We start from the raw sequence: 14,207 nt of genomic DNA, 5'->3' as shown, positions 1-14,207 counted from the left end.
CTGCGGGCGTCGATGGAGGCGCCGGACCGCGCGCCTGAAGGCTTCTGTGAGCCCTCAGGCCCCTGGGGATTGCTCAGACTTTCAGTCCTTCTCGCTTCGTCAGGTGGATTGCATACAGCGTAACGACAACGCCCAGCACCGCGAAGAGCGCGCCGGCGAAGGCAGGGGCGCGCAGCCCGAGTCCCATGTCGATCACCAGTCCGCCCATCAGGGCGCCCAGGCCGTTGGAGGCGTTGAACGCCGAGTGCTGGAAGGTCGCCGCCAGCTGCGGCGCCCTGGGCGCAGTGTCGATGAGGTGGGTCTGCATGGCTGGCCCCAGGCCGGCCGAGGCAGCGCCGAGAAGGAGCAGCAGCAGGATCATGACCCAGCCCACGCTGGCGAGCAGGCCGAAGAGGGTCATGGAGATGGAGACGGCGATGGCCATGCCGAGCACGGTGTAGAGGACGGACTTGTCCGTCAGCCAGCCGCCGACGAAGGTGCCGATGACCATGCCGGTGCCGAAGATGAACGTGACGAAGGGCAGGCTCGAGTCGCTGAACCCGGCAAGGTCCACGGCGATGTCTGCGATGAAGGAGTACACCGCGAACATCCCCAGGAAGCCGAACACAGCCAGGAAGACGCCCACCCAGAGGCGCTGATTCTTCAGGCCCTTGAGCTCAGAGGCGACGGAGGCGCCGGGTGCGGCCGGCTGCCGGGGCGCGGCGAAGCCGACGGCCACCATCGTCCCGATCGCGATCAGCGCCGCCACCAGGAACATCGTCCGCCAGCCCCACAGCTGGCCCAGCCAGACCACCAGGGGCACGCCCGCCATGTTCGCAATCGTCAGTCCGGACAGAACGGCGGCGATCGCCCGGGCACGCCGGGTTGGACCGGCCATATGCGCGGCGATGAGGGCGGCGGTGGCGAAGTACGCGCCGTGGGGCATCCCCGAGAGGAAGCGGGAGACCAGCATCATCTCGTAGTTCGGGGCGATGAAGCTCAGCAGGTGGGCGACGGCGAAGAACCCGAGGAGGAACATCCCGTAGGACTTCCGCTCCCGGCGCGCACCCATCAGCGCCAGCACCGGGGAGCCCAGCACCACGCCGAAGGCGTAGAAGGAGATGAGCAGTCCGCCTTCGAACTCGTTGATTGCGAGGTCCGCGCGGGCATCGCGCTGGAGCCCCATGATGGCGAACTCGGTCACACCGATCGCGAATCCGCCCATGGCCAGCGCGATCACGGCGACGACGATCTGCTTGGTGGAGTACTGCGGGCCCGTGCGCCCGGAGACGGTGCGCATCGCCCCGGTGACCGCTGGGATGGACCCGGTCAGGATCGACAGCGGGCTGGTCATGGGCCCGATCGGTGAGGTCTCGGGCTCCACGTTGCTGTAATCGGGCTTGTTCGTCTTGGGCATGTCTGGCTCGACCCTTCGGTACGGCGTTCATCGAAAAGGGGGTGTCGCCATCGACACGAACTGCTTCAACGCACAATGCGCGCAGAAATTTCCGGCTGATCCTAGAAGCTTTAGGCGCCGGGCGGGCGCAGGCCCGGGTGACGATCATAGATGCCAGAGGGGTTTGAACGCGACATCGCGTCCTGAGGCTGATCGTCGGCGGTCTCGTCCGTGCCCGCGTCGGCAGGTGCCGCGGGCGTCTCGTCGGCGGTGCTCCCGGCGTCCGCCGCAGAGCCGGCCGAGCGCGCAGAGGCAGCCGACTGGGCCGACCCGGCCGACTGTGCGGAGCCGGTGGAGCGCGCGGACTCCGCCGATCGGGCAGAGCCTGCCGATGCTGCGGAGGTGGGGAAGAACTTCTTCTGCTTGGCGCGCTTCTCGCTCACCGCGTCAGGCTGAATGGGGAGCGGCTCGCCGTTCGCGGAGTTCCCGATGACCGGCGCCTCACCGGTGTCGAACTCCGAATCGTCCACGTAGGCGGGGATCTCCTCAGTGGGGGGATCCTCATCGAAGGTTCGTCCGTGCCGGGGCCGAAGAGGTGCCACCTTGTCGGTGGGCTGAGCATCATCGGCGTATTCGTCGTAGTCCTCGTGCTCCTCGGCCGAGTCGGCAGAGAGGCCGTATGCGTCGGAGTCTGTGATGACGGCCGGCTCGCCGTCGTCCTCCGGCTCCCCGAAGCCTGCCACCGTGGCGGCGGAGCCGGCGCGAGCCACCGGCTGGGAGTCCATGCGGCCTGCGGGGCCTTCGTCCTCGCCCTCCAGAGGAGTGGCGGAGATCTCGCGGCCTCCGTAGGTGTCGATGTCCGCTGCGAGCTTCTCCAGCAGGGCCTTGGCCTCAGCGACCATGTCATCGTTCTGCTCGGCTCGGCCGCGCACGAGCCACTGGGCCAGGGAGAACTCGGCGGAGAGGGCCGCGCGTCGCATCACATGCTCATCCGCGCCGGCGCCGGATTCGGTCCGATGCGTGCGATAGGCGGCGAGCACGGTGTCGACGAAGCTCTGCTGGGGGGAGGAGACCAGCCATGCGAGATCCAGCGCCGGATCCCCGAGGTGCAGGTCGGTCCATCCGGTCACCGCGACCACGCGTTCGCCCTCGACGAGGAGGTTGTCCTCGTGCAGATCGCCGTGGACGACGGTGGGCGCGAAGTCCCAGAGCTCCTTGTCCTCCATGGCGTGCTCCCACCGGCGCAGCAGCTCGGCCGGCACCTCGCCGGTGGCGGCAGCGTTGTCCAGCTCGTTGAGGCGGCGCTGCCTGAGCTGCTCCGAGGAGTATCGGGGCAGCTCAGCATGGTCCACGACGGCCTCGGTGAGGCAGTGCACCGCTGCCAGCGTGCGCCCGACGTCGTCGACCAGAGCCTCGGGCGACTCCACGAGCTCGTCCAGGGTCTCAGCGCTGCCCGGCAGATGGTTGTAGACGAAGACGCGCATCTCATCGACCCTCGCCGCTCCTGCCACGCTCGGCACGCGGAAGGGAAGCTCCGCGCGGATCGAGGTGGAGAAGCCGCGCAGGACCTGGACTTCGGTCTCCAGACGCATAGCTGCTTGGGCATGCTGAGGCGCACGGACCCGCCACCGGTTCTCGGCGGCATCGGTGACGACGGCGGAGGCGAAGTCACGGGCGTCGTCAGCCGCGGAGGCCACCCCGGTGGGGGCGAGCCCCGGCACAGCGCGCGTCGCCAGCGCCGCCAGTTCCATCGATGTCCATCGCACGGATGCAAGCCTAGGAGCGCGGAGGGCCCGTGCTCGGCTGAAACGCCGGGGAGGGGGCGTGCAGTGGAGAGGGGCGGGCCTGTGGATCGACCCGGCAGCTCGTCAGCTGCGGCGGATACGGTAGAGGCCATGCAATCAGCCGAAGCAGTCCTGCACGGACTCGACGACGAGCAGCGCGCGGCCGCATCCACTCTCACCGGGCCCCTGTGCATCCTTGCCGGGGCGGGGACGGGCAAGACGCGGGCGATCACGCACCGCATCGCCTATGGGGTCCGTGCGGGCGTCTACGATCCGCACCGCGTGCTGGCCGTGACGTTCACCGCTCGCGCTGCCGCAGAGATGAGGTCACGGCTCACGGGTCTGGGCGCGCCCGGGGTTCAGGCGCGCACCTTCCATGCAGCCGCCCTGCGGCAGCTCCAGTACTTCTGGCCCATTTCGGTGGGAGGCCAGATGCCGCAGCTGCTGGACCACAAGGTCCGGCTGATCGCCGAGGCGGCCAAACGCCTGCGGCTCACCACGGACAGGGCCTCCCTGCGGGACTTCGCCTCGGAGGTCGAGTGGGCGAAGGTCTCGACCATCACCCCGGAGGACTACGCGGCGGCGGCAGCGGGCCGGGATCAGCCGGCAGGGCTGGACCATGCGAGCTTCGCCCGCCTCTATGCCGCCTATGAGGAGCTGAAGGACGACCAGCACGTCATCGACTTCGAGGATGTGCTGCTTCTGACCGCCGGGATGCTCACTGAGGACGAGCGTGTCGCCGCCCAGGTCCGGCAGCAGTACAGACACTTTGTGGTGGACGAGTTCCAGGACGTCTCCCCTCTGCAGCAGCGGCTCCTGGACCTGTGGCTCGGCGGCCGCGAGGAGATCTGCGTGGTGGGCGATGCGGCTCAGACCATCTACTCCTTCACCGGGGCCAGCCCGCGGTACCTCCTGGAGTTCCGCCGGCGCTACCAGCAGGCTGAGGTGGTGAAGCTGGTGCGGGACTATCGGTCCACGCCCCAGGTGGTGAAGCTGGCCAACACTCTTCTGGCCGAGCGCAGCGCCGAGCAGCCCAGGCTTCAGCGCCGCACCGACTGGAAGCGGTCGACGGGCGAGCAGGCAGAGGACCCGCCCGAGTGGCCCGACCCGCTGCAGCTGATCTCTCAGCGCGACGCGGGCCCGGACCCCAGCATCACCCAGCACCCCGACGATGATGCGGAGGCCGCCTGGATCGCCTCGGAGATAGCCCGCCTCTCCGAGGAGGGGACGCCGCTGAGCGAGGTTGCGGTGCTGTACCGGACCAATGGGCAGTCGCAGACCTTCGAGCAGGCTTTGGCCACCGCCGGGATCTCGTACCAGCTGCGCGGCTCCGAGAGGTTCTTCTCGCGCCGGGAGGTCAGGGAGGCGCTGGCGGCCCTGCGCACCACCTCGATGGTGGACTCCGACGAGACGGTGCCCCAGGCGGTGCGGGCGGTGCTGTCCTCGCTGGGCTGGGCCGAGAAGGCACCGACCTCCGCCGGTGCGGTGCGTGAGCGGTGGGAGTCTCTGGCCGCACTGGTCTCGCTGGCGGATGACCTCTCGGCTGAGCGCGAGGGATTCACGATGCGGCATCTGCTCGCTGAGCTGGAGGAGCGATCCGCGGCTCAGCATGCGCCCACGGTGGAGGGGGTCACGCTGGCCTCGCTGCATTCGGCCAAGGGCCTGGAGTGGGACGCTGTGTTCCTCGCAGGCCTGTGCGAGGGCCTGATGCCGATCAGCTTCGCCCAGACGCAGGCTGAGGTGGACGAGGAGCGGCGCCTTCTCTATGTGGGCATCACACGGGCGCGGAAGCATCTGTCGCTGAGCTCATCCGCGGCGCGTCATGCGGGCGGCAGGGGGCGGCGCAAGCCCTCGCGCTTCCTCGAGCCGCTCCGCGCGGAGCTGGGACTGGAGCCGACTGTGCGGAAGATCGCGCCCGGGTCAGGACGGCCGAGCCCGAATGCGGCGTCGCGGAAGAAGACGGCCGTCTGTGCGACATGCGGGACCGTGCTCACCGCCGCGACCCAGGTGCGCCGCCAGCGCTGCGAGGACTGTCCGCCCAGGTACGATCCCGAGCTCTTCGAGGCGCTGCGGGAGTGGAGGCGGCAGGCCGCTCAGGAGGCGGGCCGCCCGGCGTTCATGATCTTCGCGGACGCGGAGCTGGAGATCATCGCTGAGCACCGGCCGGAGGCTTCCGATGAGGCGCTGCTGAAGCTCCCCGGGATCGGCCCGAAGAAGCTTGAGGCGCATGGCGACGGCCTCAAGAGCGTGCTGCAGGAGCATGCTCCCGAGGTCGCATAGACGAGCGGGCCCGAAGCACACGGCCCACTGAATCGCCGGGCAGGTACCTGCCCATGAAGAGGTCGGTGCCCTCCTCAGTGAGGATGGCCTCCCACCAGCCCGGGCCTCCGCTCGGCCCGTCCTGCGGCCTCATATGCGCCAGAGGCAGCTCCCAGCCGTCATCGCCGCCGTCCCCGACGAAGAGCATCCTCTGCGCGCCCTCACCCTCGATGCGGGGGTCTGACAGGCATACGTCGAGCATCTGCTGATGACCCGTAAATCGCAGCGTGCCGGAGAACCGCTCGTCCTGCGGCCCCAGCGGCGGGCGGCCCTCGAAGCAGAACAGGTCGAGGCCGGACTCCTCGTCGCGTCGGCGGGCTCCCGTGTGTGTCACGGCTCCGTCGGGGAGCGCCTCGATGTACTGGGTGAAGGAGGGCTTGAACTCCCACCACAGTGCGTCGGCTGGGTCGGCTCCTCTCATGCGAGCGTCATCTCCAGCGGGAGCCGCTCCCACCCCTGGAGCGTGTTGTTCAGGTGGCGAGTGGGCTCTTCGGGGAGGCGGAGGCTCTCGACCCGGGGCAGGATGGCCTGGAGGAGGCAGACGGCCTCCAACCGCGCGACGTGCTGTCCGACGCACTGGTGCAGCCCGCTGCCGAAGGCGACGTGTCCGGAGGGGTCGCGTGACAGGTCGAATCGGTCCGGGTCCTCCCATCGCCGGGGGTCCCGGTTCGCGGAGCCGAGGAACATCAGGATCTTGTGCCCGTCGGGGATGACGACGTCGCCGACCCGGACATCGCTCAGAGCGGTGCGGAAGAAGGTCTGCACCGGCGACTCCAGTCGGAATGCCTCCTCGACGGCCGCTCGCGCCAGCTGCGGTTCGCGGCGCAGCCTCTGGTACTCCTCCGGGTTCGTCGCCAGGTGGTAGAGCACCGCTGCGATGCCGTACACGGTGGTGTCCACTCCTGCGGTCAGCAGAGATCTGACGATCAGGGGGGCCTGCTCCTCTGTGATGTCCAGGCGGTCAGCGGCCTGCCAGATGTCCGCGCCGAAGCCCTTGTCGCTCAGCCGTTCGCGGCGGCACTGCTCGTTCACCCACCCGATCAGCTGGGGAAGCTGCTCTGCGCGCTGGGCGACGAGCTCATTGTCCGGTCCGAAGGCGTTGAAGGCATGGTCGCCGTAGGGGAGGAGGTGCTCGAGGCCGCTGCCGTCGAGCCCCACTGCTCGTGGGAAGACGCGCAGGGGGTACGCCTCGGCGAGGTCTTCGACGGCCTCCAGGGAGAGGACTCCGCCGGAGGGCGCTCTGCGGTCGATGATCTCGGAGACGAGGGACTCGGCCGTCTGCGACCAGGACTCCCTGAACCGGCGCAGCTGACGGGGCCCCAGGACTTTGGAGAGGACCGCTCGCGGCGCATCGTGCCGGGGCGGGTCGGTTTCGAGCAGGACGCTGGGCGGGCGCCACGGCTTCTCGTAGCGGAAGTTCGACAGGCCGACGCCGGCTCCGCTGGAGAACTCCTGCCAGTTCTCGAGGGCCTCCCTGACTTCCTCGTACCGAGCCATGGCGTAGACGTTGTAGGCGGAGAGGTGCACCACGGGCCCGAGCTCGCGCAGCTGATGGTGCATCGCACCGGGGGCCCCGAGGTTCTCAGGAATGAACGGGTCCAGCTCCGAGACCGGGGCTGGGCGGGTGTGCTGTTCGGCGGCGAGGCTCATGGGAGCTCCTTCACAGGTCGAGGACGAGGGTCTTGGACAGCGACCGGGAGACGCAGGGGTAGACGCAGGCGCCCTCGTCGCGCTCCTGCTCATCCAGGATGCTGTCGCGGTGGTCCGGCTCCCCGCGGAGCACGGAGAGCTCGCAGGTGCCGCATACTCCCTGGCCGCAGGACATGACGACCTCCGTGCCGCCGGCGCGCAGCGCTTCGCCGATCGTCTGGTCCGCTTCGGCGCGAATCACCCGGCCGCTCTGCGCCAGGGTGATGTCGTAGGGGGAGGAGTCGATGCTCTGGGACTGTGCCCGTCCCGTGAACCGCTCGGTGCGGATGCGTGGGCCTGAGAACCGGTCACGGAGGGCCTCCGCGTCGTCGAGCAGGGGGTTGGGGCCGCACGCGTAGACGAGGCAGTCATCGGGCATCTCGCCCAGCCATGCGGCGATGTCCTGCCGTCCGGCATCGTGCGAGCAGTGGACCTGGACCCGGTCCCCGTGAGGGGCGAGCTCCGGCAGGTAGGCCAGTGCGGAGCTGCGGCGTCCCAGGTAGAGCAGGCGCCAATCTGCTTCGAGCTCCGCGGCCTGCCGAATCATGGGCAGCAGAGGTGTGATGCCTATTCCCCCTGCAATGAAGCGGTAGCTGGAGGCGGGGCCCAGGCGGAAGTTGTTCCTCGGTCCGCCGAATCGCACGGCCGTCCCCGGAGTCAGGGTGTGGGCCTCGGCGGAGCCGCCTCGGCCGTCGGGGGTGCGCAGCACGGCGATCCGGTATGAGAGGGGATCCATCCGGTCGCCGCACAGTGAGTACTGCCTCACACTGCCGCTGGGCAGGATCAGGTCGATGTGGGATCCGGGCGTCCAGTCGGGCAGTCGGCCCCCTTCGGGCCTGCCCAGCGTCAGTTCGACGATGTCGGACGTCAGGGTTCTCCGGCTGAGCACCGTGAGCGTGTCGGCCGAGGCCTTCGGTGAGGTGCGATCGGCCGACGGGGAGGGGTGAGGAGCAATGGTCATGGTCACTCGGCCTCGAACACCATGTCCTCGATGCTGAAGCTCTCATCGAGCATGCCGTAGCCCTCCATGAGCTCAACCATGCGCTGAAGCCATTCGAGGTCCAGATCCGACTGGTACTGCGGCAGCTCCATGTCTTCGATGAGGTCCTCCTCGAGCATGGTGAAGGTGGGCACCAGGTCGCGGGTGATGTCGCCGTCGTCGTTGAGCTCCTGGGTGGACTCGCTCATCGCTGCCTGGAAGGCGCGGAGTATCTCGGGGTTCTCTTCGGCGAACTCCTCTGTGGTGACCCATCCGGCGACGGGCGCTCCCTCCATCTCCCCGGAGAACAGGTTGTCGATGCGCTTGTAGCCCTCGTTGGCTGCCATGGTCTGGAAGGGCTCCACCTGCCAGATCGCGTCGACGCTGCCGCTGTCCAGGGCGCTGCGCATATCGGGGTTGGGCATCTCGACGAGATTGATGTCCTCCGGCGACTCTCCTGCGGCCTCCATGTGTGAGTAGTAGGCGATCGTCCCGATGTTCTGCAGGTTGTTGACCGTCGCGGTCGTTCCTGCGAGGTCGTCGAGGGATTCGATGTCCGAGTCGGGGGAGACGAACACTCCGTGGTCATCGGCTCCGACGTCGTTGGCGGCGACGATGACGAGCGGCAGGCCCTGAGCGTTCGCGAGGACCGCCGAGGTGTAGTTCGAGTAGGTGATGTCGTACTGGCCTGAGACCAGAGCCGCGATCGCTTCGGCTCCGCCTTCGGTCTCGACGAGCTCGACGTCGAGGTTGTGCGCGTCGAAGAGCCCGTTCTCGACCCCGTGCACGGCCGTAGCTGTGTGGGCCAGCGGGAAGTATCCGACGGCTGCCTCTGATGTTTCGGCAGGCATCTCCTCCTCGTCATCTGCGACGGCGTCGGAGCAGCCCGTGAGGGCGAGGGAGGCGATGCTGACGAATGCTGCGGTGCGCAGCGTCCGGTGGTTGCTTGTCATGGTGCTCTCCTTTGAGCGTGCCGATCATGTACTCCTGAGTGTGAGCTGTGACACACTTTGCGCATAGGTCGATTTCGACTGAGCGGAAAGACCGGAGGGATCCTGATGCCCGGAGCTGAGCAGTCCGAGTCGGTGCTGGCCCGCCACCTGCGCGTGCTGGACGCCTTCAACATGGATGCCGCTTTCCTGACCCTGTCCCAGATAGCAGCGCGCACGCAGCTCCCTGTGTCCACCGTGCATCGCCTGATCGGCATCCTTGAGCACGAGAAGCTCGTGGAGCGGATGCCCGATCGCAGCTACCGGCTGGGCATCAGGCTGTGGGAGCTTGCCAGCCGAACGCCCGGGGCGCTGGGCCTGCGCGAGATCGCCATGCCCTTCATGCAGTGGGCCCACAACCAGGTGCGGCAGCATGTGCAGCTGGGCGTGATGAGCGAGTACGACGTTCTCTTCCTCGAGCGGCTCTCCGCTCGCTCTGCCGTCGTCAACGCCACGGTGATCGGGGGCCGCATTCCCCTTGCCGCCTCAAGCAGCGGCCATGTCCTCCTCGCCCAGATGAGCGAGGACTTTGTGGAGCGGCTCGTGGCGGCGGGCGTCCCCAGACTGACTTCCAAGACGCCGACCACGGTCGAGGAGATCAGGGCCATCCAGGCCCAGGTGAAGAGCCAGGGCCACGCGGTCGGCAACGGTCTGGTCCATCCCGACGCGCGCGGCATTGCGGTGCCCATCCGCAGCAGCGACGGGGCGGTCGTGGCCGCATTGGGGGTGGTGGTCGCCAACGATGACGAGCCGGCAGGTCCTTATGTGGAGCTGCTGAAGCGGGCGGCCAGGGGGATCGCGGGTGCCCTTCGTGCATCCTATCTTCCGCCCGGTCATCCCGGGGCCCTGCCCGGCGCCCGCTATCGGGCTCTGGTGAACTCTTCGGACAAGTCGATGGAGTACTTCGAGCAGCTCGGGGGCCTAGGACGGTGAGTGCGCCTGCGTCGGCGCCGCGTCGAGGTGCTGCTCCGCCCAGCTGACCCCGGCGAGGAAGGCGTCGGCCTCGGCAGTCCGCGGGTACTTGGCGACCAGACGGACGAACGCGGGCCCGTGGCCCGGCTCGATGAGATGAGCCAGTTCGTGGACGAGCACCGAGTCCACCACCCACCCGGGCATCTCCTTCAGACGGGAGGAGAGTCTGATGGTCCTTGAGGCAGACGTCGTGGAGCCCCAGCGGCGGAGCTGCTGGGCGGACCAGGTGACGGATGCCGGCTCGGCCTCACCGTCGAGATATTCGGCCGAGAGCCGCCGTGCGCGTTCGGCCAGGGCGTGATCGCCGCCTGCTCCGCCGGAGCCCCGGGCGCTGAGCCGCTTGCGGAAGGCCCGTGCGTGCTTCTCGATCTCTCTGCGGCTTGTGCGGGCAGGTACGCGGAGCCGGAGCACGCCCCGGACCTGGTCGCCTGAGATTGTTCGTCGGCGACGTGCCGACCGAATGATGATGACGTCGGCGCCGTCCACGGTGATGCGCTCTTCGCTCTGCCTCTCTGCGGTCACAGCCGCCCACTGTAGTGCCTGTGGACAGCGACGGCGGCGGAGGCCGTTTCGACCCAGAATGTCCTCATGACTCCTCGCGCCGCGCCCCGTGTCCATGCTCGCCGCCAACTGGCCACCGTCCTCATCGACGGGGCATCGCCGGTGGGCCTGCGGGTCGCGGAGCACCTGGCGCGCTCAGGGCTCGGAACGCTGCTGCTGCGCGACGCAGCCCCGGTGGGAGCGGCGGATCTGCGGCAGGCTGCAGGCGCTCTCGGCTTTCGGGCGCTGCATCAGGGGCGGCGGCGTGAGGATGCGGCCGTGGAGGAGCTGAAGCTGGTGGGAGCCGACGCCGCGGTGCTGGCTGCGCCGGAGGACTTCGGCACCGCGGGTGTGGATCTGCACATTGCTCTGGGCGACTCCCTCGAGAAGCTTCTGGGCCGTGTGCGCCCAGCGGTGGAGGAGGGGCAGGGGCGCTGCCGGTGGTGATCGGAGGCCGGGAATGGCGGATCGGCCCGCTTCTGACGCGTGAGGGCGGCGTCTGTCCGGACTGTCTGCTGGCGGAGGCGGCGCCTTCGGAGGATCCGCACGGGGGGCTGGACGAGGCGGATGCTTCGCTGGTGGCCGCTGCGGTGGCTCAGCAGGCGCTGCGGCTGGTCGACGGCAGCACCGCGGCGGCGGTGGAGCAGCACACGCTGTGGGGAGGTCTGGAGTCGGGACGGCTGGGCTGTTCGGAGGCAGAGGCCGCCGATCGCTGCGACTGTCTGTTCGCTCGCCTCTGAGGGGTGATCGGTCTGCGGCTTATCCCTTCGGCGAACTGAGAGGCGGTGCCTCGGGTGTGGGGGCTACCCTTGGTCACAGAGGTCAGCACGCCCAGACCAATGCCTCAAGGAGCGTGACGCGTGAGCGACAACAGCCAGAACCCAGGCCAAGGGGACAGCCAGGACCCCGAGGAGATGCTGCGGCGCCTCTTCGGCGAGGCCTTCCCCGACGGGGACAAGGACGAGCCGGACGAGGAGTCGAAGACCGACGAGGACTCCGAGCAGAGCGGAAAGAGCCGGGGCCCGAATATGGGCTTCACCGGCACCCCCGGCAGTGGGGGATCGCAGGGCGGTCAGCAGAACCCCTTCGCAGGGTTCGACCCCTCGATGCTCGGCGGATCCGGACCGTTCGGAATGGACCCTAACAACCCGATGATGCAGCAGATCATGGGGCAGGTGCAGGCGATGTTCTCCGCCATGCAGAACGATGAGGGCTCCGGTCCGGTGAATTGGGAGGTCGCCGAATCGGCGGCACTCTCGGCGGCTGCGGAGGACGACCCGTCGGTCACTCCGGGCGAGCAGCACCAGATCGATTCCGCCCTGCGACTGGCTGACATGTGGCTCAATGAGTCGACGGTCTTCGAGGCGCAGAGCCAGATCGGACAGGGCTGGACACGCCGGCAGTGGATCGAGCAGACCTCCGAGTCATGGCAGCGGCTGAGCCAGCCGGTGGCGGACTCCACCGTGGAAGCCCTCAGCAGCGTCATGCGTGAGCAGCTGGAGGAGAACGGTGGTCCTCAGGTGCCGGAGGAGCTCAAAGGAATGATTCCTCCCGAGGCTCTGGGCCAGATGACAAGCATGATGGAGCGCATGACGGGGATGTCCGTCGCCGGGCAGATGGGCCAGGCGATCGGGAAGCTCTCCGCCGAGGTGCTCTCAGGCTCGGACGTGGGCCTGCCGATGGCCGGATCCCGTGCGGTCCTGCTGCCGGCGAGCATCCGCGAGTTCAGCAAGGGCCTCGATGTCGAGGACGAGGAGGTCATGCTCTACCTGGCGCTTCGCGAAGCGGCCCGGATTCGGCTCTTCACCCACTCGCCGTGGCTGACGGATGACCTGTTCAACGCTGTGGTCCAGTTCGCGGCCGATCTTCGGGTGGACATGACCCGCCTCGAGGAGATCGCCCAGGGCATCGACCCGCAGGATCCTGAGACCCTCGAGATCGACTTGGGGGTGGACCTCTTCGCCGAGCACACGGACATGCAGAAGGCAGCTCTGCGGCGCATCGAGACCACCGTGGCGCTGGTGGAGGGGTGGGTCGACGATGTGGTCGGCCAGGCGGGTGCCCACCTGCCGTCGGCCGAGCGCCTCCGGGAGATGATGAACCGCCGTCGCGCCACCGGCGGCCCAGCTGAGGACGCCTTCGCGGCCCTGGTCGGCCTGGAGCTGCGCCCGCAGCGCCTTCGCGACGCTGCCGCCCTGTGGGCGCACCTGCGCGAGAGCGGCGGCATCGAGGCCCGGGACGAGGTGTGGTCGCACCCCGACGTTCAGCCGGACGAGGCTGATTTGGACGACCCCTCCACGTTCTACACGCGCCGCAAGGAGCAGGAACAGGCCAGTGCCAGCATGGACGATGAGCTCAAGAAGCTTCTCGACGATGAGCTCGGCGGCGAGCCCGGCAAGGACGATTAGTGGGTCTTCGCAGGACCGTCCAATGGGGGTCGGCCTCTGTGGCAGCCGTCGGGGGCATCGTCGCGCTCGCCCTTCCTGCTCCGTACATCAGCGAGGCGCCTGGCCCGATCTTCAACACCACCGCAGAGGTGGAGCTGGAGAATGACGGAGATGGCGCCGAGCCGGTGATCGAAGTCGCGGGCGCGGAGACATACGACACGGACGGCGCCCTGGCCCTGACCACCGTCTACGTCAACGGCGCCCCCACCGGAACGCTCTTCGTGCCCGACGCGGTGCGAGGCTGGGTGAGCCCCAGCATCGACCTCATCCCCGAGGAGCTTGTATATCCCTCCGGCACCACTGCCGAGGAGGTTCGGGAGCGCAACACTGCTGCGATGGCCTCCTCACAGGATCTCGCCTTCGCCGCAGCCTTGGACCAGCAGGGCATCGACTTCGGCCTGGAGCTGTTCGTCGAGGGCTTCACCCCTGAGGCGGAGGAGGCCGGCGTGGGCGATCAGCTTCAGCCGGGAGACCGCATCCTCAGCGCCGGCGGAGAGCAGATCACCGGCATTGAGGGTCTGCGCGGCGCGGTCAATGACGCTGCGGGCGAGCCGGTTCGGCTGAGCGTGCAGCGCGAGGGCGAGCAGATCGACGTGGAGGTTCCCACGTACCAGGAGACCGACGGCGAGTACTACATCGGAACCCTCATGGGCACTCAGTTCGAATTCCCGGTCGAGGCGCAGATCCGGCTTTCAGAGAACGTGGGCGGGCCCTCTGCCGGGCTGATGTTCGCACTCGGTGTCATTGACACCATGAGTGAGGAGTCCCTGACCGGGGGCGAGAGCTGGGCGGGCACGGGCACTGTGGACCCGGACGGCACAGTGGGCCCCATCGGCGGCATCCCGCAGAAGATTGTGGGCGCCCGGAACTCCGGAGCGGACCACTTTTTGGCCCCCCGAGGAAACTGTGATGAGCTGAACGGCAGGCTTGTGGACGGCTTGGACGTCTACGGCATCGAGACGGTCGATGAGGCAGTGGACGTGCTGGAGGCCGTTCGTGACGACGATCAGAACTTTTTGAGACAATTGGAATCCTGCGGACGCTAGATGAGGCAGTAGGGGTTCGCAGATCACTCCCCTTGAATAAGTACAAAAGATAGAGGACAACACACGC

At 68.3% G+C, this 14,207-nt stretch carries 13 protein-coding genes; 6 read left to right on the top strand and 7 right to left on the bottom strand.

Translation table 11 applies throughout. The features are described 5' to 3' along the window. Positions 1-73 precede the first annotated feature (73 nt). Entirely contained in the window at positions 74-1,396 is a 1,323-nt protein-coding gene (locus tag FS388_RS03685) for an MFS transporter (protein WP_246836281.1), read from the bottom strand. Positions 1,397-1,506: 110 nt separating this feature from the next. Further along, the gene (locus tag FS388_RS03680) at positions 1,507-3,141 is read right to left on the bottom strand and encodes a phosphotransferase (RefSeq protein WP_146339812.1); all 1,635 of its coding nucleotides are present in this window, start codon (positions 3,139-3,141) and stop codon (positions 1,507-1,509) included. Between the two features lie 129 nt (positions 3,142-3,270). Between FS388_RS03680 and FS388_RS03675 the strand changes: the two genes are divergently transcribed. Further along, positions 3,271-5,439, top strand: a complete 2,169-nt coding sequence (locus FS388_RS03675; protein ID WP_146339810.1) for an ATP-dependent DNA helicase UvrD2 — start codon at positions 3,271-3,273, stop codon at positions 5,437-5,439. On the opposite strand, the gene FS388_RS03670 is transcribed toward FS388_RS03675, so the two are convergent. From FS388_RS03670 to FS388_RS03655, 4 genes are read right to left on the bottom strand one after another with little or no spacing between them, the layout of a single operon-like run. Then, entirely contained in the window at positions 5,399-5,899 is a 501-nt protein-coding gene (locus FS388_RS03670; RefSeq protein ID WP_146339808.1) for an HtaA domain-containing protein, read from the bottom strand. The genes FS388_RS03675 and FS388_RS03670 overlap by 41 nt on opposite strands. Continuing rightward, positions 5,896-7,128 (bottom strand): cytochrome P450, encoded by a 1,233-nt coding sequence (locus FS388_RS03665; RefSeq protein ID WP_146339806.1) that lies wholly within the window; start codon positions 7,126-7,128, stop codon positions 5,896-5,898. Before FS388_RS03665 ends, FS388_RS03670 begins: the two co-directional genes overlap by 4 nt. Before the next feature lie 10 nt (positions 7,129-7,138). Then, positions 7,139-8,128, bottom strand: a complete 990-nt coding sequence (locus tag FS388_RS03660) for a PDR/VanB family oxidoreductase (protein ID WP_146339803.1) — start codon at positions 8,126-8,128, stop codon at positions 7,139-7,141. Between the two features lie 2 nt (positions 8,129-8,130). Then, positions 8,131-9,099 (bottom strand): ABC transporter substrate-binding protein, encoded by a 969-nt coding sequence (locus FS388_RS03655; RefSeq protein WP_146339801.1) that lies wholly within the window; start codon positions 9,097-9,099, stop codon positions 8,131-8,133. A gap of 105 nt (positions 9,100-9,204) precedes the next feature. On the opposite strand from FS388_RS03655, the gene FS388_RS03650 reads away from it, so the two are divergent. Next, positions 9,205-10,068: an IclR family transcriptional regulator gene (locus tag FS388_RS03650; protein ID WP_146339799.1), complete on the top strand. Its 864-nt coding sequence runs from the start codon at positions 9,205-9,207 to the stop codon at positions 10,066-10,068. Here FS388_RS03650 and FS388_RS03645 read toward each other — a convergent pair. After that, complete coding sequence (locus tag FS388_RS03645) at positions 10,057-10,629, bottom strand: M48 family metallopeptidase (RefSeq protein ID WP_246836280.1); 573 nt, start codon at positions 10,627-10,629, stop codon at positions 10,057-10,059. The two genes, FS388_RS03650 and FS388_RS03645, sit on opposite strands and share 12 nt — an antisense overlap. Positions 10,630-10,695: 66 nt before the next feature. Here FS388_RS03645 and FS388_RS03640 point away from each other — a divergent pair, with 66 nt between their 5' ends. From FS388_RS03640 to FS388_RS03625, 4 genes are all read left to right on the top strand, one after another. After that, entirely contained in the window at positions 10,696-11,094 is a 399-nt protein-coding gene (locus tag FS388_RS03640; protein WP_146339795.1) for a hypothetical protein, read from the top strand. Next, a complete protein-coding gene (locus FS388_RS03635) occupies positions 11,088-11,387 on the top strand; it encodes a hypothetical protein (RefSeq protein WP_146339793.1) in 300 nt (99 codons plus the stop codon). The genes FS388_RS03640 and FS388_RS03635 overlap by 7 nt, the downstream gene beginning before the upstream one ends. A 120-nt stretch (positions 11,388-11,507) precedes the next feature. Beyond that, a complete protein-coding gene (locus tag FS388_RS03630) occupies positions 11,508-13,055 on the top strand; it encodes a zinc-dependent metalloprotease (RefSeq protein WP_146339791.1) in 1,548 nt (515 codons plus the stop codon). Next, on the top strand, positions 13,055-14,140 hold the full coding sequence (locus FS388_RS03625; RefSeq protein WP_168198582.1) for a PDZ domain-containing protein: 1,086 nt from the start codon (positions 13,055-13,057) through the stop codon (positions 14,138-14,140). The genes FS388_RS03630 and FS388_RS03625 overlap by 1 nt, the downstream gene beginning before the upstream one ends. Positions 14,141-14,207 lie beyond the last annotated feature (67 nt).

This window comes from Nesterenkonia sp. NBAIMH1, from assembly GCF_007922635.1.
GTDB lineage: Bacteria > Actinomycetota > Actinomycetes > Actinomycetales > Micrococcaceae > Nesterenkonia > Nesterenkonia pannonica.
This window is presented reverse-complemented; position numbering and strand designations above follow the sequence as displayed.